Origin of the sequence: Nocardiopsis sp. L17-MgMaSL7 (assembly GCF_003182025.1) — a bacterium.
Lineage (GTDB): Bacteria > Actinomycetota > Actinomycetes > Streptosporangiales > Streptosporangiaceae > Nocardiopsis > Nocardiopsis prasina.
The window spans coordinates 26,388-45,714 of record NZ_QGTF01000014.1; the positions used below are offsets into that span (position 1 = coordinate 26,388).

Genomic DNA, 19,327 nt, shown 5'->3' on the forward strand with positions numbered 1-19,327 from the left:
GCACATGAAGATGCAGGCCTACCTGTTCATGGGCATCTCGACCTTCTTCGGTCTTGCTGCCGCGCTGTACATCTACTGGTCGCTCCAGGACACCGGTGAGATCGAGTGGGCGGGTACCACCGCCCTGGTGGTCTCCATCGGTTTCGGCTGGATGATCGGTTTCTGGCTCTGGCAGTCGGCTCGCCACAGCGAGCACCACCACGGCCTGCCGGCCGAGGAGCGGCTCGACGGCGAGATCGCCGAGAACGCCGGTGAGTACGGCTTCTTCAGCCCGCACAGCTGGTGGCCGATGTTCGTCGCGATGGCCGTCGCCTTCACGGCGGTCGGCGTGGCGATCGGCTGGTGGATGGTGATCACCGGTTTCTTCGCCGTCATCCTCACCTCGCTGGGCTGGGTCTTCGAGTACTACCGCAAGGAGTTCCAGCACTGACGTGCACACCCCGCGTGCCTGTCACTCTATGAGTGCTTTCGGCTACGCAGGGTAGGATGTGAGTGTCACCGCCCCGGTGACCGGACGCGTCGTCCCAGACGACCTCCGGCCGCCGGGGCGCTCTTGTTCGGTGGCCCACGTGACGCTGCCTTCGCAGGTCACGCCGCATCCAGGCCCTGTCGGCGTCACGCCGGTGCGCAGGCTCCGCGCACGCCTCGGGCCGCGTACGGACGCTGGAGGTCCTTGGCGTGAAGCGACGAATCGCCTCTTCCCGAACGGCCGCGGCAGCGGCAGCCCTGGTGTTCCTCGCGGCGGCGTGCACCCCCGAGGGCGGGGACGGCCCCGGGGGCACCGCGGCCCCCGGCGAGGGCGAGCCGGGGCCGGAGGTGGAGGTCACCCCGGAACCGGGCGCCACGGAGATCCCTCCCAACACCCCCATCCGGGTCGAGGCCGTGGACGGCACCCTCACCGACGTGCGGGCCCATCAGGAGACCGAGGGGGAGGTCGCCTCCGGTGACGCGAAAGAGGTGGCCGACACCGGGGTCGAGGGTGAGGAGGAGGACCCCTTCCCCGTCACCGGCACACTCAACGAGGCCGGGGACGCCTGGGTCAGCGACTGGAACCTGCGTCCCGCGTCCTCCGTCAGGGTGTTCGTGACCGCGGCCGACGAGGAGGGCGAGGAGACCGAGGTGGTCTCGGAGTTCACCACCATGGGCGCGGAGGCCGACCAACGCCTCGAACTCGTCTCCAACTTCCCGAGCGAAGGTGACGTGGTCGGGGTGGGCATGCCCGTCATCGTCAACTTCGACCGGGCGGTCACCAACAAGGAGCAGGTGGAGAACTCCATCCAGGTCACGGCCGAGGAGGAGACCGAGGGCGCCTGGAACTGGGTCACCGACGAGATGGCGGTCTTCCGGCCCAAGGAGTACTGGGACCCCTACCAGGAGGTCACCGTGGACCTTCGGCTGGCCGGGGTCGAGTCCTCCGAGGGCGTCTACGGCGTGGAGGACCACCGCGTCCGGTTCGAGGTCGGTCGCGAGCTGGTGTCGACAATGCACGTTCCCGACCACGAGATGACCGTGTCCATCGACGGCGAGACCGTCCGCACCATCCCGGTCAGCAACGGGTCCGCCGAGGAGCGCTTCAACACCACCACCTCCGGTGTCCACCTCACCATGGAGAAGTACCAGGCCCTGGTCATGGACTCCGCGACCGTGGGCATCCCGGAGGGGTCGCCCGGCTACTACCGGCTGGACGTGGACTGGGCGGTCCGCACCTCCAACAGCGGCGAGTTCACCCACGCGGCTCCGTGGAACGCGGGGAACATCGGCAGCGCCAACACCTCCAACGGGTGCACGAACATGACCATGGAGGACGCCCGCTGGTTCCACAACCAGGCCCTCATGGGGGACATCCTGGAGACCACCGGCACCGAACGCGACCTGGAGTGGGACAACGGCTGGGGCTTCTACCAGCGTTCCTGGGAGGAGTGGCTGGCCAACAGCGTCACCGGGCAGCCGCAGAGCACCGACGGCTCCGGCACGCCCGGCTCAGTCCACGGTGACGACCTCTAGGGTGTCGGCTCCGCGCCCCTGAGAAGGCCGTCCAGGCGTCGGAGGGTGCGCTCCCAGGTCCACTCGGCGCTCACCCACTCCCGGCCGCGTGCGCCCATCTGGGCGGCGCGGTCGGGGTCCTTCAGGAGTCGGATGAGCGCCCGCGCGGTCGGGCCGGGCATCGATCCGTCGACCACGTGTCCGGTCTCGCCCTCCAGGACCGCGTCCGGGGCGCCGCCCGAGGCCCCGGCGACCACCGGCAGGCCGGTGGCGGACGCCTCCAGGTAGACCATGCCGAGGCCCTCCACGTCCAGGCCGCCCCGCCGGGTGCGGCACGGCATGGCGAAGACGTCACCGGCGTCGTAGTGGGCGGGGAGCCGTTCGGCGGGGACCGGTCCGGTGAAGCGCACCGAGTCCGTCCCCTGCGCGGCCGAGCGGAGCCGGGGCGCGAGGGGGCCGTCCCCGACGAACAGCAGGACGGCGTCGGGCACGTCGGCCAGCACGCGCGGCCAGGCCCGGAGCAGGGTGTCCTGGCCCTTGCGGGCCACCATCCGGGAGACGCACACGACCACCGGACGCGAGCCCAGGCCCAGCTCCCGTCGGACCTCCTCGCCGCCCGAACCGGGTCGGAAGCGCTCGGTGTCCACCCCGGGGGCGAGGCGGCGCATCCGTTCCGCGGCGGTGGCGGACAGTGAGCGGGCCAACCGTCGGCGGGTGTACTCGCCGAGGTAGGTGACGGTGTCGACGCCGTCACCGATCCGCCGTAGCGCCGAACTCGCCCCGGGGACCACCGTCCAGCCGGTCTCGTGCCCGTGGGTGAGCGCCACCTGGCGCCGCACCCGTGAGCGCATCCCGGGGGCCAGGAGCCCCAGGGGGGCGGCGGCCCCGTAGAGCACGGAGTCGCACCCCTCCATCTCGGCGATGGCCCGGGCACGCCGTGCCACCCCCGGCGTGGGGAGCAGCACCGGCCCGGCCTCGCGCACGATGGGGAACGCCTGGTGCAGGTCGAAGTAGGGGTCGGCGCGGTGGTCCTCCGCCGTGGGGGAGGAGCAGTAGACCAGCACGGACCCAGGGGGGCGGCGCCGGGCCAGCTCGTGCACGAAGGACTCGATCCCGCCCGCGCGCGGAGGGAAGTCGTTGGTGATGATCAGGGTTCGCGACACCTGAGCGAGTCTAGGCGCCCGGACACGGAGAGGGCCTCTGGGAAACGGGTGGTTTCCCAGAGGCCCTCTCGCCGGTTCCCCGGCCGTGGGTGTCCGGTCCCTAGGGGCGGACCGCCGCGACGAAGTTGGAGCGGTAGTAGTCGCTCAGCTGGACCGTGCCGATGGGGCGGGAGGACGTGGAGGCGTGCACCATCACGCCGTCGCCCGCGTACAGGCCCACGTGGCTCGGGTTCGGGCCGTAGAAGAAGATCAGGTCACCGGGCTGCATGTTCTCCCAGGAGACACGCTGACCCGCGTTGATCTGGTCGTAGGTGGTGCGCGGCAGGTTCACGCCCGCCTGGGCCCAGGCGGCCTGGGTGAGACCGGAGCAGTCGTAGCCGTTGGGTCCGGTGCCGCCCCAGACGTAGGGTTTCCCGACCTGCTGGTAGGCGAAGCTCAGCACGGTCTGGGCGTTGCCGGTGGCCGGGCCGGTGTAGTCGGCGCCGCCGCCTCCACCGCCCCCTCCGCTGCCGCCCCCGCTGGCGTCGCTGCTGACGTTCTCGGTCGCGGCGGCCTGTTCCTCGGCGGTCAGCTCGGAGAGGATCTCCTCCTGCTCGCTGATCGCGTCCTCCGCCGCCTCGGTGGCCTCCTCGGCCTGCTCCAGGGCATCGGCCGCGGCCTCCTCCGTGGACTCGGCCTCGCCGCGCAGGCCCTCCAGGTGTTCGAGCTCCTCCATGTACTGGGAGAGGCTCTCGTGCTGCTGCTCGGAGAGGTAGGTGAGGTCGGCCTGGTGCTCCAGGGCCTCCTCGGGGCCGGTGGCCCCGATCAGCTGGGCGGGAGAGGTCAGGTCCACGCCCGTGTAGGTGGTGTTGGCCAGGGCGCGAACGCCGCTGCTGAGGGAGTCGACCTTCTTCTCGGCGGTCTCGACGTCGGCGAGGATGCCCTCGAGTTTCTCCTCGGCCGCCTCGTGGGCCTCCTTGGCCTCGTTGTAGGTCGCGTTGAGTTCGATGAACTCCTCTTCGAGGCGTTCGATCTCCTCCTGGACCTCCTCGGACGTGGGCTCGGCGTGGGCCACGGCGGCGGGGAGGAGGAAGGCTCCGATGGCGAGGGAGGCGATGACCGCGGTACGGCGTTGGCGTTCGCCACGGGATGCAGACACTGAAGCACCTTTCTCCCCTTGTCCCAGGCGATACGGGGAACAAGGGACTGCACCGGGTGGGGAACCTCGGGCCAGAGAGGGTGGCCGAAACGGTGTGGGGGTGTGCCCGACCCGGGCGCGGCTGTCACCACCAGGGGGTGGTGAATGAGGAGCAACCGCGCTCGGCGATGAACACTAGTGCATTGGTCAGGAAGCTCTCAACTGTTTCGTGACATTCCGCTGGAAGACGAAGAGTGTCCGAAAACCGGGTGCATGTCCCTAAAAGGACCCCTGGCGGAGGGTGCGACCCCCTCGACGCGAGAGGCCGCCGTCCCGGTGGGGGACGGCGGCCTCAGGTGACCACGAGGGGATCAGGGGCGTACGGCGAACTGGAACTGACCGCCCCAGTAGGCGGCCAGGCCGACGACCTCGATGTTGCGGCCGCTGCTCGGGGCGTGGACCATCTGCCCGTTGCCCGCGTAGAGACCGTTGTGGCCCAGGTCGCCGAAGAAGAACAGGATGTCACCCGGCTGGACGGCGTTCATGTCGTAGATACGGGTACCCACGTCGGCCTGCCCGTAGGTGGTGCGGGGCAGGTCGACGCCGGCCGCGCGCCAGGACGCCTGGACCAGGCCGGAGCAGTCGTAGCCGTTGGGGCCGGTGCCGCCCCACACGTAGGGCAGGCCGACCTTCCCGTAGGCGAAGTCCAGGGCTGACGAGGCGTTGCCGCTGCCGCCGTGGCTCTGACCGCCGCTGTCGTCCCCGCCCTCGGCCGAGGCGTCGGAGTCGGGGAACTGGGCCAGGATCTCCTGCTGCTCCTCGATCGCCTCCTCGACCTCGTCCTTGGCCTCCTCGGCCTCGTCCTTGGCCTTCTCGGCCTCTTCGAGGGCCTTCTCCGCCTCGTCCTTGAGAGCGAACAGGCGCTCGGCGGACTCGCCGAAGTCGTCCAGCTGGGTCTGCTGGGTGTCCGACAGGTAGTTGAGGTCCGCGTTCTGCTCCAGCAGCGCCTCGGGGCCGTCGGAGGTCAGGACGTTGGCGGTGGAGTTGAGCTCGCCGCCCTGGTAGGTGGCGCTGGCGAACTGCTGGACCTTCTCCCGCAGATCGTCGTAGCGCTCCTGCTCGTCACCGACCTGGCCGTCGAGCTCGTCGAAGGCGGCCTTGGCCGCCTCGTAGTCCTCTTCGGCCTGGTTGAAGTTCTCGACCGCGGTGGAAGCCTCTTGGTTCAGCTCCTCGATCCGGTCCTCGACCTCGTCCTGGGTCGGCTCGGCGTGTGCGATGCCGGGGGCGATGAAGGTACCGGCGGCGACCACACCGAGACCGGTCGTAGCGATTCGGCGAGCCGTACGCCGACCACCGGAGTTCTTCATGGCGGTCCACGCTCCTTGAGGTTGAAAAGTCCGCATGGGGTGCTGGAGACGGAAGGAAATCGGGGGGAACCCGTGTGTGGGCACGGGCCTCACGAGAGTGTGCGGGTCCCGGTCGGCCTGGGGAGGCACAAGGGTGGCCTTCTATCCGACAGGGCACTCACGTTCCTGGAAGAACCTAGCGGAACGGCCTGCGCGCCTCAACCACGGCACCCGCACGATTCCGCCCGGGACACCGTGCTTCCCGGCGGGGGAGGCGCGGACCGACCAGGTCGGAGGGGAGGGTCGACGGGCCCGGCGCGCCCACGCGCGTGGTGAGACTCTCAGCCGAGACGAGGCGGCGGAGGAGGCGCACCGGACCCGGGGCGCTCAGGAGTGCGACTCCAGGTGGCGCAGGAAGACCGTGGACGGCACCGCGCGAGCCCCCGCCCGCCGGACCGCCGAGACGATCTCCTTGTCGGAGGTGACCACCGCGATCGGTCGGCCGGGTGGTTCGGCCCGCACCAGCCGCACGATCAGGGTGTCGGCGATCTCCCCGGGAGCGCTGAAGAGCACCCGTACCCGGCGGCTGGGCGTCACCGGCGGGGCCTCCACGTCGGCGCCGTCGAACACACAGGTGATCTCCGCCTTGGTCCGGCTCGCCAACCCCTCCAACGACGAGAGCAGGCGTGCGCGCTGGTCCGCCAGCGGCAGGGTCCCGTACCCGGTCTTGGTGACGTTGTAGCCGTCCAGCAGCAGGTGCACCCGAGGAACCGTCAGCAGGTGCTCCAGCAGGCCGGGGGCGTCGTCGGGCAGACCGCCCAGCGACACCCGGCGGTGCTCCTCCTGGGCCTCCGCCACCAGGTCGGCCGGACTGTCCAGGGACGTGGGCAGCGCCAGCTCGCGGCGCAGACCGTGTGAGGCGTCCACCAGCACGTCCAGCAGCACGCGCAGCCGGGCCTCGTCGGCGTTGCGGCCGGTGCGCACCGCGCGGCGGGCGTTCTCCACCTGCGCCTCCGCGTCCGCGAGGCGGGACCGCAACCTGCGGTTCTCCACCTCCAGGGCGCTGACCTGGCTCTCGTTCTCGTGTCGCCGGTCGGTCGTCTCGGACACCACCCGCTCCGCCTCGGCCACCGCCCTCCTGGCACGCTGGCGCTCGCTGTGCACCTTGCGGCGCAGCTCGGCGATCTCGGTGCGCTGCTCGCCGATCTGTCCGCGCAGGCGCTCCAGCTCCGCCTGGTGGCCCTGCTGCGTCTCCTCCAGGCGTCGCCGGACGTCGTCGAGGGCCTCCGCGGCCTCGTCCACCTCCCGAGCGCTGGTCTGACGCTCCAGCTCCTCGTGGACGCCCTCGATGATCTCCGGCCACCCCTTGGGACGCAGGAGGTAGGCGCTGGCCGCCACCGCCACCGGATCGGCGGCGGGCGGGACGACCCCCGCGCGCATGCCCTCGGCCAGCTCGGGCCAGACCTGCTCCACCCGGGCGGCGACCTTGCCGCGGAAACCGTGGTCGTTCTCCAGCTGCGCGGCGATCTGCGGACCGGCCAGCCGTGCCCGGCGGCGGGGCTCGAACTTGGCGACCCGGCGCAGTACCGGGGGCAGGTCGGAGGAACGCATCCCGCCGAGCACGTCGGAGCCGTACTCGACGACACGGGCGCGCACGGGTTCGGGCAGCGGGCGGCGCAGCCGTTCCCCGCCCTCCTCCGAGGGCACCGACTCCTCGTGCTCCTCGTGGTTCACCGCCCCGGGGGTGCGGTCGCCGTCGTCACCACCGGAGCCGCCCGTCTCCGGGCGGGCGCTCATGCCCGACCCGTCGGGCTCTCCGCCGATGCGTCGGAGACCGACGAGTCGGCGTCGGGGCGGGGGACGATCTCCACACTGTCGGTGGCGCCGCACCAGCGGCACTTCACCCGCTCGACCGTCTCGGAGAGCACTGTGCGCTCCTCGACCGCTCCGACGCCGGACAACTCCTGGTGCACGAAGTCCTGGGAACGGACCGTCCGGGTCACGTCGAACCGCGTGAGGTTCCCGCACCCGGTGCATCGCCAACGCTCACTGTCACCCGGCATCGCGATCCCCACGGTTCCTCCTTGCGTCGTCCTCTTCACGGGCCGGCGGACTCTGCCGTCCCGTCCCCCACATCTTTCCATGTCGGGCGCGTCTGACCGTAGTCCGGAAGTGTTTGGTCGTGGGCCCCGACTAACCTGACCGCGTGGTTCGACAGTCCGTGGCGCCCGAGGGCGTCCAAACCAGCATCGGGGACCTGGGCACACCGCTGGCCGGGGTGTCCTTCGTCGTCGTCGACCTGGAGACCACCGGCACGAGCGCCTCCCGGTCCCGGATCACCGAGATCGGCGCGGTCAGGGTCCGCGACGGCCGGGTGACCGACGAGTTCACGACCCTGGTCGACCCCGGCATGCTCATCCCGGCCAACATCACCCTCCTGACCGGCATCACCCAGTCGATGGTGGCCACCGCCCCGCCCATCACCCGGGCGCTTCCGGATCTGCTGGCCTTCCTGGACGCCGAACCCGACACCGTCCTGGTGGCGCACAACGCACCCTTCGACACCGGATTCCTCAAGGCCGCCTGCGAACGCGAGGGCGTCGAGTGGCCCGGCTACCCGGTCGTGGACACCCTGCGGCTGGCCCGGGCGGTCCTGCTCCGGCCCGAGGTCCACAACCACCGCCTGGGCACCCTCGCCGCCTACTTCGGCGCCCCCACCACCCCCAACCACCGGGCCCTGGACGACGCCCGCGCGACCGTCGACGTGCTCAACGGCCTCCTGGCCCGCCTCGCGCCCATGGGGGTGACCAGCCTGGAGGAGCTGCGGGCGGTCAACAAACCCCCCAGCCGCGCCCAGCGGGCGCGCCGCCACCTCGCCGAGGACCTGCCGGAACGCCCCGGCGTCTACGTGTTCACCGACGCCCGGGGCGAGAGCCTCTACGTCGGCAAGAGCAACAACCTGCGCCGCAGGGTCGCCACCTACTTCACCGCCGCCGAGTCCCGAAGACGCATCCGGGAGATGGCGGGCCTGGTCGAGGGCGTCACGCCCATCGTGTGCACCACCGAACTGGAGGCCTCGGTCCGCGAGCTGCGCATCATCGCCGAGCGCAAACCGCCGTTCAACCGCCGCTCACGCAACCCCGAGCGCTCCTCCTGGGTCACGCTCACCCCGGGGCCCCTGCCTCGCCTGTCCGTGGTCCGCGTCATCAAGGACGACGGCGCCCCCTACCTCGGCCCCTACCCCTCGCCCCGGGCCGCCGAGGAGGCCAGGGAAGCGATCCTGCACGCCCTTCCACTGCGCCAGTGCACGCACACGTTCACCGTCGAGCCGCCGAAGGACCGTGAGCGCGGCGCCCGGGACACCCCACCACGGCTGGCCCCCAACGGAGTGAAACCGTGCGTCCTCGCCCAGCTGGGACGCTGCGGCGCCCCCTGCGACGGGACCGAGTCGCTGACCGACTACACCGCCCACGCCGACGCCGCCCGCACCGCGATGACCGGCGACCCCGCCGTGGTCGTGGACGCGCTCACCGGGCGCATCCGGGAGCTCTCCGCCGAACTCCGCTACGAGGAGGCGGCGGCCCTGCGCGACCGCCTCTCCGCCTTCCTGCGCGGGGCCCGGCGCGCCCAGCGGCTCACCGCGATCGCCGCCGTCCCGCACCTGGTCGCGACCGGCCCCGGAGGCACCGGCTGGGAGACCGTGGTGGTCCGCCACGGCCGCCTGGCCGCCAGCGCCGTCCTGCGCCCCGGCACCGACCCCACCGCCTTCCTGCACTCCCTCACCGCCACCGCCGAGCGGGTCCCCCCGGGGTTCGGCCCGGTCCCCAACGCCACGGCGGGGGAGACCGAGCTGCTCCTGGACTGGCTCGAACGACCCGGGACCCGCCTGGTGGAGATGGAAGGTGAGTGGACATGCCCGTTGCGGAGCGCCGAAGCCCACACCGGGATGACACACTGGGCGCATGGCCGCGCTTCCGCTCAATGACGACTACCCCGTCCGACGCGCGCCCGTCATCGCCTTCGGGCTGATCGCGGTCAACGTCCTCGTCTACCTCGTCTCGCCCCAGTCGGCCACCGCCGTCTGGTACCCGCCGGACGCGGTCGGGCGCTACTGCGCGATCGACGACTACTTCATGCGCTGGGGCGCCATCCCCGACGAACTACTCGGCCGGGTCGACCTGGCCGGACCGCTGAGCCCCACCTGTGAGGGGATCACGGGCAAGTCCGTGTGGTTCTCCGTGTTCAGTTCCATGTTCCTGCACGCGGGCGCCATGCACCTGCTCGGGAACATGGTCTACCTGTTCGTGTTCGGGCCGGTCGTCGAGGACCGCATCGGCAAGCTCCGCTTCCTCGCCCTCTACCTGGGCACCGGGGTCGTGGCCGCCTTCGGCTTCGCCCTGGTCGACACCGACGGGACCGTGCCCATGGTCGGCGCCTCCGGCGCGATCTCGGGGGTCCTCGGCGCCTACCTTGTGGTGCAGTTCCGCAGCAGGGTCACCACACTGGTGTTCGGCGTCATCCCGATGCGTCTGCCCGGGTGGGCCGTGGTGGGAAGCTACTTCGCACTTCAGTATCTTCTCTACGTCACATCCTCGACCGCCCCTGGCGCTGGCACCAACGTGGCCTACGCGGCACACGTCTACGGGTTCATCGCGGGGGTGATCGCGGGGCTGGTGGTCCACCGGCTGCGCTGGCGCTCGGGGACCAGGCTCTCCGACGCCCACTAGCGCGCCCCGGCCCGGCGCCGCCCCGCACCGAACCGCCCAGGAGGCACAGTGATCACCGCGATCGTCATGATCAAGGCCGACGTCCACCGCATCCCCGAGGTCGCCGAGGCGATCGCCGAGATCGAAGGAGTCAGCGAGGTCTACTCCGTCACCGGCGGCGTCGACCTCATCGCCATGGTGCGGGTGCGCCGCCACGAGGACCTCGCCGACGTGATCCCCAACCACGTCAACAAGGTCCCCGGCGTGATCTCCTCCGACACCCACATCTCGTTCCAGACCTACTCCAAGCACGACCTGGAGTCGGCCTTCGCCATCGGCTGGTAACCCGGCTCCGGCCGGGCTCCGCCTCCGGGGGAGGGTTCGCAGAGCCCTACAGGGCCTTGGCCAGCCCCTGGCTGGTCTCCACCCAGGAGGCCAGCCGGCGCTCGGCCGCGCCGCTGTCCACAGCCTCGGCGGCCCGGCCGTACCCGGCGCGGACCGCGTCGGTCAGGGAGCCGTCCACACCCTCCACGGCGGCCAGCGCGGCACCGGCGTTGAGCAGCACGGCGTCGCGCACCGGCCCCGGCCGCCCGGCGACCAGGTCCCGTACGGCCTGGGCGTTGAACTCCACGTCCCCACCGCGCAGGGCGTCCGGACCCGAGCGCTCGATACCGAGGTCGGCCGGGTCCAGGCGCTCACGGCGAGCCTGGCCGCCCTCGACCACCCAGACCGTGGATGTGGTGGCCGTGGTCAGCTCGTCCAGGCCGTCGTCGCCCCGGAACACCAGTGCCGAGGAGCCCCGGCGGGCGAACACCCCGGCGATCACCTCGCACATGCGCTCGTCGAACACTCCGATGGCCGAGGCGGTCGGCTGGGCGGGGTTGGTCAACGGCCCCAGGAAGTTGAACACGGTGGGGACCGCCAGCTCGCGGCGCGGCTTGGCCGCGTACCGCAGCGAGGGGTGGAACAGCGGGGCGAAGCAGAAGGTGACACCGGCTTCCCGGGCCACCCTCACGGTCAGCTCCGGCGGAAGGTCCAGGACCACACCGAGGCGCTCCAGCACGTCGGCCGTGCCGCAGGAGGAGGAGGCCGCCCGGTTGCCGTGCTTGACCACGCGCGCCCCCGCGGCCGAGGCCACGATCGCCGCCATAGTGGACACGTTCACCGTGTGGGCCCGGTCGCCGCCGGTCCCGACGATGTCCAGGGTGGGGCCGTCCACGCTGATCCGGATCGCGTTGTCGAGCATGCCCTGGGCCAGTCCGGTCACCTCGGACACGCTCTCGCCCTTGGCGCGCAGGGCGATCGCGAAGCCCGCGATCTGCGCGTCGGTCGCCGAGCCCGCCATGATCTCGTTCATCGCCCACGCGGTGTCGGCGCTGCTGAGGGTGACCCCGCCCAGCAGGGCGGTGATCAGGTGGGACCAGCTCCGCTCCTCGACGGCGGAGGCCCTCTGGTCCTGTTCGGGTGTGACGGGGACGTTCATCTACTTCGACTCCTGGGAGAACGGGCAGGTGGAGCCGGGGCGGGCGCACGGGCCCGCCCCCTCAACGGCTCCGGGGGACAGGGAGGGACGGGTCGGAGCGACGCCATCGCCCGATGTCGGCGCCGTGGTTGAGGGCTCCGCCCACCACGATGCGACGGCGCAGGTCCCTGTCACCGTTCATCCTGTCGGTCATCTCGTCACACCCCACGGTCTCAGCCGCTGAGCGCCGCGACGCGCTGGCGCATGAGCTCGGCCAGCGACTCGGCGAGCGCGACCGGGTCGATCGGGTGGCTCACCACCTGGTCGGCCTGCGACCAGGTCGCCAGCCAGCCGTCGTCGCGCCGACCCACCAGCAGGAGCACCGGCGGGCAGCGGAAGATCTCGTCCTTGACCTGGCGGCACAGGCCCATCCCGCCGGTGGGCGCGGCCTCACCGTCGAAGATGGCCACGTCGATCCGCTCGGCCGGGTCCTTGGACTCCAGCTTGCGCAGGACGCCGGGGGCGGTCGCGCACTCGACGAACTCGACCTTGGGCACATCGGTGGCGGGGCGGCGGCCGATCGCCGTCCGCACCTGCTCACGGGTGTCCGCCTTGTCGCTGTAGACCAGCACGCGCATCCTGGCACCCGTGTCCGTACCGCTGACCACCATCGCGCAACCGTCCCATCGCGTCTGACCGCGGCCGCCGCCGTGGGGGGTGCGACCGTGGCGTTCGTTGGCTCTTCCGCCTATGACTGTATTGCCTCGGGGCCGTCCGGCACCGAGGGGAGCCGGCGGACCGGTGAAGGAGTTGAGACCTTCGACACCACAGGATGCCAGGGACACACGGGGCCGCGCTAACCCGCCCTGGGCGCGGCGTTGTCCAACGGTGATCGTTTCGATACCTTGGCGTTGGTTGGGACAGGTTGAAGCGTCTTCCAGCCGGGTACGGATCGCCTCAACCGCGCCGGATCGCGCTTTTGTGCGCTGGCGGGCGCGTCGGAGGCCGACACCGGGTGCACGAGCGGCTACAGTAACGCCCGAGTCACGGTGGGAGCGCCGCCCCGGCCCCCGAGACCGGTCGATACCGGGACCGATCCGTCTGCTTACGGGGGGTCGAGTACGGACCTGCGCGAGAAGCCGTAATAATGCTCCCGTGGCGACAGCAACCGCGAACCCAAAAACAGCAACCGCATCAGCTCATGGTGTGGCAAAGCGTCCTGACCTGGTGAGTGTTGGCACCATCGTGTGGCTGGCCAACGAACTCATGTTCTTCGCTGCGCTGTTCGCGATGTACTTCACCATCCGATCGGTGACCAACGGGAACCCCGAGCTCGGCGAGTGGGCGGACGTCCACCTCAACGTGCCGTGGGCTTCCACGATCACCATTGTCCTGGTGGCCTCCAGCTTCACCGCGCAGATCGGCGTCTGGGCCGCTGAGCGCGGCGACGTCAAGAAGCTGCGCATGTGGTTCTTCATCACGTTCTTCATGGGCCTGTTCTTCATCCTTGGACAGGCGTATGAGTACTACGAGCTCATCGTCCACGAGGGCCTGACTCTCCAGTCGAGCGCCTACGGGTCGATGTTCTACCTGACCACGGGCTTCCACGGACTCCACGTCATCGGTGGTTTGATCGCGTTCCTCATCATGCTGGGACGCACGTACGCCGCGAAGCGCTTCACTCACCAGCAGGCGACCAGTGCGATCGTCGTGTCCTACTACTGGCACTTCGTCGACGTCGTCTGGGTCGCTTTGTTCGTAACCATCTACTTCATCCAGTAACCCGAAACGGGGAAACCGTGAAATGGATTACCGCGCGGCGACGGCATCCCCTGGCGGGGTATGTCGTCGTCATCCTCGCGCTAGCCCTGTTCGGGGTGGGGTACGCCGGACTGGCCCCCACCTCGGACCAGGCGCAGGCGCAGACCCTTGCCGCTGAGGCGCCGTCCGCGGACGACGTGGACATCGCCCAGGGCAAGACCATCTTCGACCAGACCTGTGCCTCCTGCCACGGCCTGGACGGTTCGGGTTCCGACCTGAACGGTCCCGACCTGCGCGAGGTCGGCCCCGCCGCCCTCGACTTCCAGGTCAGCACCGGTCGTATGCCGTCGATGGACCCGGACAGCCAGATGCCGCGCAAGCCGATGGCCGTGTCCGAGCAGGATCTGGCGGACCTGATCGCGTACTACAACGCGCAGATCAGGACCAACGGTGCCGGAGCCGACGTGCCCTACGAGGTGCCCGACGCCGCTCCGCAGCGTGCCGACTTCGACCAGGAGGAGGCCTACGAAGAGGCCCTCTCCGAGTACGAGGCCGAGTACGACGCCTACATCGAGGGCGCCAGCAACACCGACATGGGCATGAAGCTCTACCTGACCAACTGTGCGCACTGCCACAGCTGGTCCGGTGGCGGCGGCGCCCTCACCGACGGCCGCTGGGCCCCCGAGATCCATGACTCGTCTCCGCGTGAGATCTACGAGGCCATGGTCAGCGGACCCGGCGCCATGCCGATGTTCAGCGACGGCGTCGTCACCCCCGAGGAGAAGCAGGAGCTCATCTCCTACGTCAAGACGCTCCAGGCGGAGCCGAACGCCGGTGGCATCTTCGACCTGGACCGAGTCGGCCAGGTCGCCGAGGGCTTCATCGGGTGGACCGTCGGTCTCTCCCTGATCATCGCCTGCGCGATCTGGATCACCGCGAAGCAGCGTGCCCATGACTGAGAACAACAACGACAACAACACGGGGGACGACGCCAAGGAGCGCGTCGTCGGAACCCCGACGGACACCACCGACGTGGTGACCGAGACCTCCGCCAAGGCTGAGAGCGAGCACAACGGGCCGTACCTGGCCTCGGAGACTCACCAGCACTCGGAGGAGAAGCAGGTCCGCGGCGAGAAGCTCGCCTCGGTGTGGTTCATCATCGCCTTCCTCGGCGGTGTGGGTTTCATCGTCTCGTACTTCCTGTTCCCGCCCACGGCGGCGGGGCCCGCGATCGCCGACCCCCAGATCGGCCAGTACTCGAACGTGCTGCTTGGTGGAACGCTCACCATCGCCATGTTCGGTATCGGCGCCGGTATGACGGTCTGGGCACGTAACGTGATGCCGCACTACGAGGTGGCGTCGCCGTACGAGGATCTTCCCTCCAGCCCGGAGGAGAAGGGCTCGTTCAGCGAGTTCTTCATGAAGAGCGCGGACGAGAGCGGCTTCACCAAGCGGCCGCTCATGCGTCGTACGCTCATCGCGGCCATGCTGCCGCTGGGCATCGCGCCCATCGTCCTGCTGCGCGACACCGGCCCTCTGCCGGGCGAGCAGATGAAGGTGACCCCCTGGGTCGACGGCATGCACATGTACGTCGAGGGCACCCACCGCAAGATCAAGGCGGAGGACCTGGAGAACGACCCGTACGGGATGATCTCCGCCCTCCCCGCCCTGGACGACGACCGGTACCCGCACGGGATCAGCCTCACCGACCAGGCCAAGTCCGTCATCCTGCTCATCAAGATGCCGGAGGACGACTGGAAGGGCGGGATGAACGACGCCGTCCGCGAGGGCAGCGACGAGACCCGCCTCAACTGGACCCACGAGGGCATCGTGGCGTACTCGAAGATCTGCACGCACGTGGGTTGCCCCGCCGCGCTGTACGAGCGCACCACGCACCGCATCCTGTGCCCGTGCCACCAGTCGACGTTCGACGCGTCGGACGGCGCCAAGGTGGTCTTCGGTCCCGCGCACCGTCCCCTGCCCCAGCTGCCGATCGGCGTCGACGACGAGGGCTTCCTCATCGCCAAGGGCGACTTCAACGAGCCGACCGGGCCGACGTTCTGGGAATACAGGAAGGACTAGTCGATGAGTAAGACCACGCAAGCTCCCAAGGCGCTGCGCGGCGTCGGAAACTTCATCGACGACCGCTTCCACCTGGCCAAGACCGGCGAGAAGAACCTTCGCAAGGTCTTCCCGAACCACTGGTCCTTCATGCTGGGCGAGATCGCGCTGTACTCGTTCATCATCCTGCTCGTCAGCGGTGTGTTCCTCACGCTGTGGTTCAAGCCGAGCATGATCGAGGTCGTCTACGACGGCTCCTACGAGCGCCTCCAGGGCGTTCCCATGAGTGAGGCCTTCGCCTCGACCCTCTACATCGACTTCGACGTCCGTGGCGGGTTCCTCGTTCGGCAGATCCACCACTGGGCCGCGCTGATCTTCGTGGCCTCGCTGGTGGTGCACGCGCTCCGGGTGTTCTTCACCGGTGCGTTCCGCAAGCCGCGTGAGATCAACTGGCTCATCGGTGTCGCCATCTTCACCCTGGCCATGGTCGAGGGCCTCTTCGGCTACTCGCTGCCGGACGACCTGCCCTCGGGCATGGGTGTCCGCATCCTCCAGGGCGTGATGCTGGCGCTGCCGCTGGTGGGCTCGTACGTGTCGATGTTCCTCTTCGGCGGGGAGTTCCCCGGCGAGGACATCATCACGCGCCTGTACATGCTGCACGTGCTGCTGATCCCCGCGCTGCTGCTGGGGCTCATCGTCGCGCACTTCATGATCCTCTGGCACCAGAAGCACACGCAGTATCCGGGACAGGGGAGAACCGACAAGACCGTCGTGGGAACACCCATGTTCCCGGCGTTCGCGGTCAAGGCGGGCGGGTTCTTCTTCTTCACGTTCGCCGTGATCGCCGGTCTGAGCGCGTTCGTCCAGATCAACCCGATCCACCTGTTCGGTCCGTTCACTCCGACGTCCATCACCTCCGGTCTCCAGCCGGACTGGTACATGGGCTTCATGGAGGGTTCGCTGCGCATCTTCCCGAACACCCTGGACTTCACGATCCCGATCGGCGCCGGCTACCCGGTCATGACGGCGGTCCTGGTCCCGGGTCTGGTGGTACCGGGCCTGATCTTCGGTGCCATGGGCGCCTGGCCGTTCGTGGAGCAGTGGATCACCGGCGACAAGCGGGCCCACAACGTCGCGGACCGTCCTCGCAACGCCCCGGTCCGCACCGGTCTGGGTGTCGCGGGCATCGTCTTCTACGGTGTGCTCTGGCTGGCCGGGTCGAACGACATCCTGTCGGAGACCTTCTCGATCGACCTGTACCTGACCACGTACATCTTCCGTGTGCTGGTCATCGCCGGTCCGATCGTGGGCTACATCGTCACCAAGCGGATCTGCCTGGGTCTCCAGCGCCGTGACCGGGAGACCCTGGAGCACGGTTACGAGAGCGGCATCGTCCAGCAGCTGCCCAGCGGTGAGTTCATCGAGGTTCACAAGGAGAACTCCGACGAGACCACCCACGTGCTGGAGAGCAAGCCGGTCATCACCTCGACCGCTCTGGAAGAGGACGCGACCGACGACAACGGTGTGGAGAACCCGGCGGCCCGCAAGCCGATGGGCAAGCTCCGCCGTGCGCTCGCCCACTGGTACACGAAGGACAACGTGTCCTTCGAGGGCGTGGAGGCCCACAGCGGCCACCACCTGCACCACTCCTCTCACGGAGACGACAAGGGCCACTAGGGTCCACCTGTCGTGACGACGGACCCGGCCGCATCGCGCGGCCGGGTCCGTCGTGTGTCCGCCGCAGGAGCGGCCCGACCGGCCCCTGGCGACGCTGAGAGGCGCTCGGCGGGGCGTGGAGGGGCGGGCGCACACCCGTGGGTGGGCGCGGCGCTCCGGGGCCTTCAGCGCACGGAGAAGGGGGCCGACCGCCCGTGGCGGTCGGCCCCCTCAGTCATGGGGAGCGCCGGGCTCAGCCCGCGTAGATGTCGTCGATCTCCTTGCTCCACTGCTTGCTGACGACGTGGCGCTTGACCTTCAGGGAGGCGGTCATCTGGCCGCCCTCCTCGGTGAAGTCGCTGGGCAGGATCTTGAACTTCTTGATGCCCTCGGCCTTGGAGACCGCCTTGTTGGCGTCGTCCACGGCGCCCTGGATGGCGGCCTGGAGGTCGGCGTCACCGGTCAGGTCGGCGATCTCGCCCGTCTTGTTGTTCGAGGTTTTCCACAGCTCGAAGGACTCGGGGTCGATCGTGACCAGGGCCGCGATGAACTTGCGGTTGTCACCCACCACCATGCACTGGCTGACCAGGGCGTGGGAGCGGATGCGGTCCTCCAGGACGGCCGGGGCGACGTTCTTGCCGCCCGCCGTCACGATGATCTCCTTCTTGCGGCCGGTGATGCTGAGGAAGCCGTCCGCGTCGAGGGAGCCGAGGTCACCGGTGCGGTAGAAGCCGTCCTCGTAGGCCTCCTCGGTGGCCTTCTCGTTCTGCCAGTAGCCGACCATGATGTGGTCGCCCTTGAGCAGGATCTCGCCGTCGTCCGCGATGCGCACGGTCGTGCCGGGCATGGGCTGGCCGACGGTGCCGATCTTGTTGAAGCCGGGGCTGTTGACCGAGGTCGGGGCGGTGGTCTCGGTGAGGCCGTAGCCCTCGACGATGGTCAGGCCGACGCCGCGGAAGAAGTGCCCGAGGCGGTCGCCGAGGGCGGAGCCGCCGGAGACCGCGTAGTCGGCCTGGCCGCCGAGGCGGTCCGTGATCTTCCCGTAGACGAGTTTCTTGAACAGACCGTGCTTGAGCTTGAGGGTGAACGGGACGTTCCCGGTGGCCAGCGCCTTGCTGTACTCGATGGCGGTGTCGGCGGCGGCGTTGAAGATCTTGCCCTTGCCCTCGCCCTCGGCCTTCTGCTGGGCCTTGGTGAAGACCTTCTCGAACACGCGGGGGACCGCGAGGAGGAACGTGGGCTTGAAGACCGAGAACTGGTCGATCAGGTCCGGGCCGGTGCTGGGGAAGTGGCCCAGCACGGCCTTGCCCTCGATGACCATGACCTGGACGAAGCGCGCGAAGACGTGCGCCAGGGGGAGGAAGAGCAGGGTGGAGGGAACGCCCTCGTGGCCCAGGATGATCGGCTTGGCCGGGCCCTCCAGCGCGGAGTGGGCGATGAAGAGGAAGTTGCGGTGGGTGAGTTCGCAACCCTTGGGGCGGCCGGTGGTGCCGGAGGTGTAGATGAGCGTGGCGAGGTCGTCGGCGCCCACCGCGGTGCGGCGGGTCTCGAGGTCCTCGTCGGAGACGTCGGTGCCGGTGGCGGTGAGGGCCGTGAGGTCGTCGCCGTCGAACCGCCACAGGTGGGCGAGCTCGGGCGTGTTGGCCCGGATGCCCTCGACGCGCTTGGCGTGGTCCTCGGTCTCCACGAACGCGGCCTTGGCGCCGGAGTCGGAGAGGATCCACTCGATCTGCTCGGCGGAGGAGGTCTCGTAGATGGGTACGGTGACGGCGCCGACCGACCAGACCGCGTAGTCGACCGCGGTCCACTCGTAGCGGGTGCGCGACATGAGGGCGACGCGGTCGCCCTGCCCGATGCCCGCGTTGATCAGGGCCTTGGCGTATCCGACGATGTCGCCGTGCAGCTGCTCGACGGTCACGTCGCGCCACTGGCCGGCCCCGGCCTCCTCCTGACGGCGGGCGGCGACGGCGTTCGGCTCGCTGGCCGCGCGCGCAAAGAGCGTGTCGGTCAGCCGCGCGTCATCGGAGATCTCAGCCTTCGCGGGAGAGCTGTATTCGCGCACGTGATGCTCC

At 69.7% G+C, this 19,327-nt stretch carries 18 protein-coding genes; 9 read left to right on the forward strand and 9 right to left on the reverse strand.

Annotated elements, in window-relative coordinates:
* The first annotated feature begins 4 nt into the window (after positions 1–4).
* Positions 5–430 carry a cytochrome c oxidase subunit 4 gene (locus BDW27_RS22030; RefSeq protein WP_017546515.1) on the forward strand — a complete coding sequence of 142 codons (426 nt, stop codon included), beginning with the start codon at positions 5–7 and terminating at the stop codon, positions 428–430.
* Positions 431–678: 248 nt separating this feature from the next.
* The gene (locus BDW27_RS22035; protein WP_110051478.1) at positions 679–2,004 is read left to right on the forward strand and encodes an Ig-like domain-containing protein; all 1,326 of its coding nucleotides are present in this window, start codon (positions 679–681) and stop codon (positions 2,002–2,004) included.
* Here BDW27_RS22035 and BDW27_RS22040 read toward each other — a convergent pair.
* The 5 genes from BDW27_RS22040 to BDW27_RS22060 all read right to left on the reverse strand — a co-directional run bounded on the left by BDW27_RS22040 (position 2,001) and on the right by BDW27_RS22060 (position 7,684).
* Positions 2,001–3,146: a glycosyltransferase family 4 protein gene (locus BDW27_RS22040; RefSeq protein WP_110051479.1), complete on the reverse strand. Its 1,146-nt coding sequence runs from the start codon at positions 3,144–3,146 to the stop codon at positions 2,001–2,003. The two genes, BDW27_RS22035 and BDW27_RS22040, sit on opposite strands and share 4 nt — an antisense overlap.
* A 100-nt stretch (positions 3,147–3,246) precedes the next feature.
* Positions 3,247–4,284 carry a C40 family peptidase gene (locus BDW27_RS22045; RefSeq protein WP_017546518.1) on the reverse strand — a complete coding sequence of 346 codons (1,038 nt, stop codon included), beginning with the start codon at positions 4,282–4,284 and terminating at the stop codon, positions 3,247–3,249.
* Positions 4,285–4,634: 350 nt separating this feature from the next.
* Complete coding sequence (locus tag BDW27_RS22050) at positions 4,635–5,630, reverse strand: C40 family peptidase (protein ID WP_083927602.1); 996 nt, start codon at positions 5,628–5,630, stop codon at positions 4,635–4,637.
* Positions 5,631–5,996: 366 nt separating this feature from the next.
* Positions 5,997–7,406, reverse strand: a complete 1,410-nt coding sequence (locus tag BDW27_RS22055; protein ID WP_110051481.1) for an NYN domain-containing protein — start codon at positions 7,404–7,406, stop codon at positions 5,997–5,999.
* Complete coding sequence (locus tag BDW27_RS22060; RefSeq protein WP_017546521.1) at positions 7,403–7,684, reverse strand: hypothetical protein; 282 nt, start codon at positions 7,682–7,684, stop codon at positions 7,403–7,405. Before BDW27_RS22060 ends, BDW27_RS22055 begins: the two co-directional genes overlap by 4 nt.
* Positions 7,685–7,815: 131 nt before the next feature.
* Here BDW27_RS22060 and BDW27_RS22065 point away from each other — a divergent pair, with 131 nt between their 5' ends.
* Genes BDW27_RS22065 through BDW27_RS22075 form a run of 3 tightly spaced genes read left to right on the forward strand, consistent with a single transcriptional unit; the run spans position 7,816 to position 10,660 of the window.
* Complete coding sequence (locus tag BDW27_RS22065; protein ID WP_017546522.1) at positions 7,816–9,594, forward strand: DEDD exonuclease domain-containing protein; 1,779 nt, start codon at positions 7,816–7,818, stop codon at positions 9,592–9,594.
* Positions 9,572–10,336: a rhomboid family intramembrane serine protease gene (locus BDW27_RS22070; protein ID WP_110051483.1), complete on the forward strand. Its 765-nt coding sequence runs from the start codon at positions 9,572–9,574 to the stop codon at positions 10,334–10,336. The genes BDW27_RS22065 and BDW27_RS22070 overlap by 23 nt, the downstream gene beginning before the upstream one ends.
* A 48-nt stretch (positions 10,337–10,384) precedes the next feature.
* On the forward strand, positions 10,385–10,660 hold the full coding sequence (locus tag BDW27_RS22075; RefSeq protein ID WP_017546524.1) for an Lrp/AsnC family transcriptional regulator: 276 nt from the start codon (positions 10,385–10,387) through the stop codon (positions 10,658–10,660).
* Between the two features lie 46 nt (positions 10,661–10,706).
* Here BDW27_RS22075 and trpD read toward each other — a convergent pair whose 3' ends face one another.
* The 3 genes from trpD to BDW27_RS22085 all read right to left on the reverse strand — a co-directional run bounded on the left by trpD (position 10,707) and on the right by BDW27_RS22085 (position 12,448).
* Positions 10,707–11,798: an anthranilate phosphoribosyltransferase gene (gene trpD, locus BDW27_RS22080; RefSeq protein WP_110051485.1), complete on the reverse strand. Its 1,092-nt coding sequence runs from the start codon at positions 11,796–11,798 to the stop codon at positions 10,707–10,709.
* 61 nt (positions 11,799–11,859) lie between these two features.
* The gene (locus BDW27_RS28045) at positions 11,860–11,991 is read right to left on the reverse strand and encodes a hypothetical protein (protein ID WP_017546526.1); all 132 of its coding nucleotides are present in this window, start codon (positions 11,989–11,991) and stop codon (positions 11,860–11,862) included.
* 19 nt (positions 11,992–12,010) lie between these two features.
* Positions 12,011–12,448, reverse strand: coding sequence for a hypothetical protein (locus BDW27_RS22085; RefSeq protein ID WP_017546527.1), 438 nt, complete (start codon positions 12,446–12,448; stop codon positions 12,011–12,013).
* A 535-nt stretch (positions 12,449–12,983) separates the two neighbouring features.
* Between BDW27_RS22085 and BDW27_RS22090 the strand changes: the two genes are divergently transcribed.
* From BDW27_RS22090 to BDW27_RS22105, 4 genes are all read left to right on the forward strand, one after another.
* Entirely contained in the window at positions 12,984–13,559 is a 576-nt protein-coding gene (locus BDW27_RS22090; protein ID WP_255421502.1) for a heme-copper oxidase subunit III, read from the forward strand.
* Between the two features lie 95 nt (positions 13,560–13,654).
* Complete coding sequence (locus tag BDW27_RS22095) at positions 13,655–14,497, forward strand: cytochrome c (RefSeq protein WP_017546529.1); 843 nt, start codon at positions 13,655–13,657, stop codon at positions 14,495–14,497.
* Positions 14,490–15,620, forward strand: coding sequence for a ubiquinol-cytochrome c reductase iron-sulfur subunit (locus BDW27_RS22100; RefSeq protein ID WP_110051488.1), 1,131 nt, complete (start codon positions 14,490–14,492; stop codon positions 15,618–15,620). Before BDW27_RS22095 ends, BDW27_RS22100 begins: the two co-directional genes overlap by 8 nt.
* A 3-nt stretch (positions 15,621–15,623) precedes the next feature.
* Positions 15,624–17,276 carry a cytochrome bc complex cytochrome b subunit gene (locus BDW27_RS22105; RefSeq protein WP_110051490.1) on the forward strand — a complete coding sequence of 551 codons (1,653 nt, stop codon included), beginning with the start codon at positions 15,624–15,626 and terminating at the stop codon, positions 17,274–17,276.
* 232 nt (positions 17,277–17,508) lie between these two features.
* Here BDW27_RS22105 and BDW27_RS22110 read toward each other — a convergent pair whose 3' ends face one another.
* A complete protein-coding gene (locus tag BDW27_RS22110) occupies positions 17,509–19,317 on the reverse strand; it encodes a long-chain fatty acid--CoA ligase (protein ID WP_110051491.1) in 1,809 nt (602 codons plus the stop codon).
* Positions 19,318–19,327 lie beyond the last annotated feature (10 nt).

Bases quoted from the DNA above. Each gene is read 5' to 3' on its own strand.
- BDW27_RS22030 (WP_017546515.1), top strand. From the start codon at position 5: ATGAAGATGCAGGCCTACCTGTTCATGGGCATCTCGACCTTCTTCGGT.
- BDW27_RS22050 (WP_083927602.1), bottom strand. From the start codon at position 5,630: ATGAAGAACTCCGGTGGTCGGCGTACGGCTCGCCGAATCGCTACGACC.
- BDW27_RS22055 (WP_110051481.1), bottom strand. From the start codon at position 7,406: ATGAGCGCCCGCCCGGAGACGGGCGGCTCCGGTGGTGACGACGGCGAC.
- BDW27_RS22070 (WP_110051483.1), top strand. From the start codon at position 9,572: ATGGCCGCGCTTCCGCTCAATGACGACTACCCCGTCCGACGCGCGCCC.
- trpD (WP_110051485.1), bottom strand. From the start codon at position 11,798: ATGAACGTCCCCGTCACACCCGAACAGGACCAGAGGGCCTCCGCCGTC.
- BDW27_RS28045 (WP_017546526.1), bottom strand. From the start codon at position 11,991: ATGACCGACAGGATGAACGGTGACAGGGACCTGCGCCGTCGCATCGTG.
- BDW27_RS22085 (WP_017546527.1), bottom strand. From the start codon at position 12,448: ATGGTGGTCAGCGGTACGGACACGGGTGCCAGGATGCGCGTGCTGGTC.
- BDW27_RS22100 (WP_110051488.1), top strand. From the start codon at position 14,490: ATGACTGAGAACAACAACGACAACAACACGGGGGACGACGCCAAGGAG.
- BDW27_RS22105 (WP_110051490.1), top strand. From the start codon at position 15,624: ATGAGTAAGACCACGCAAGCTCCCAAGGCGCTGCGCGGCGTCGGAAAC.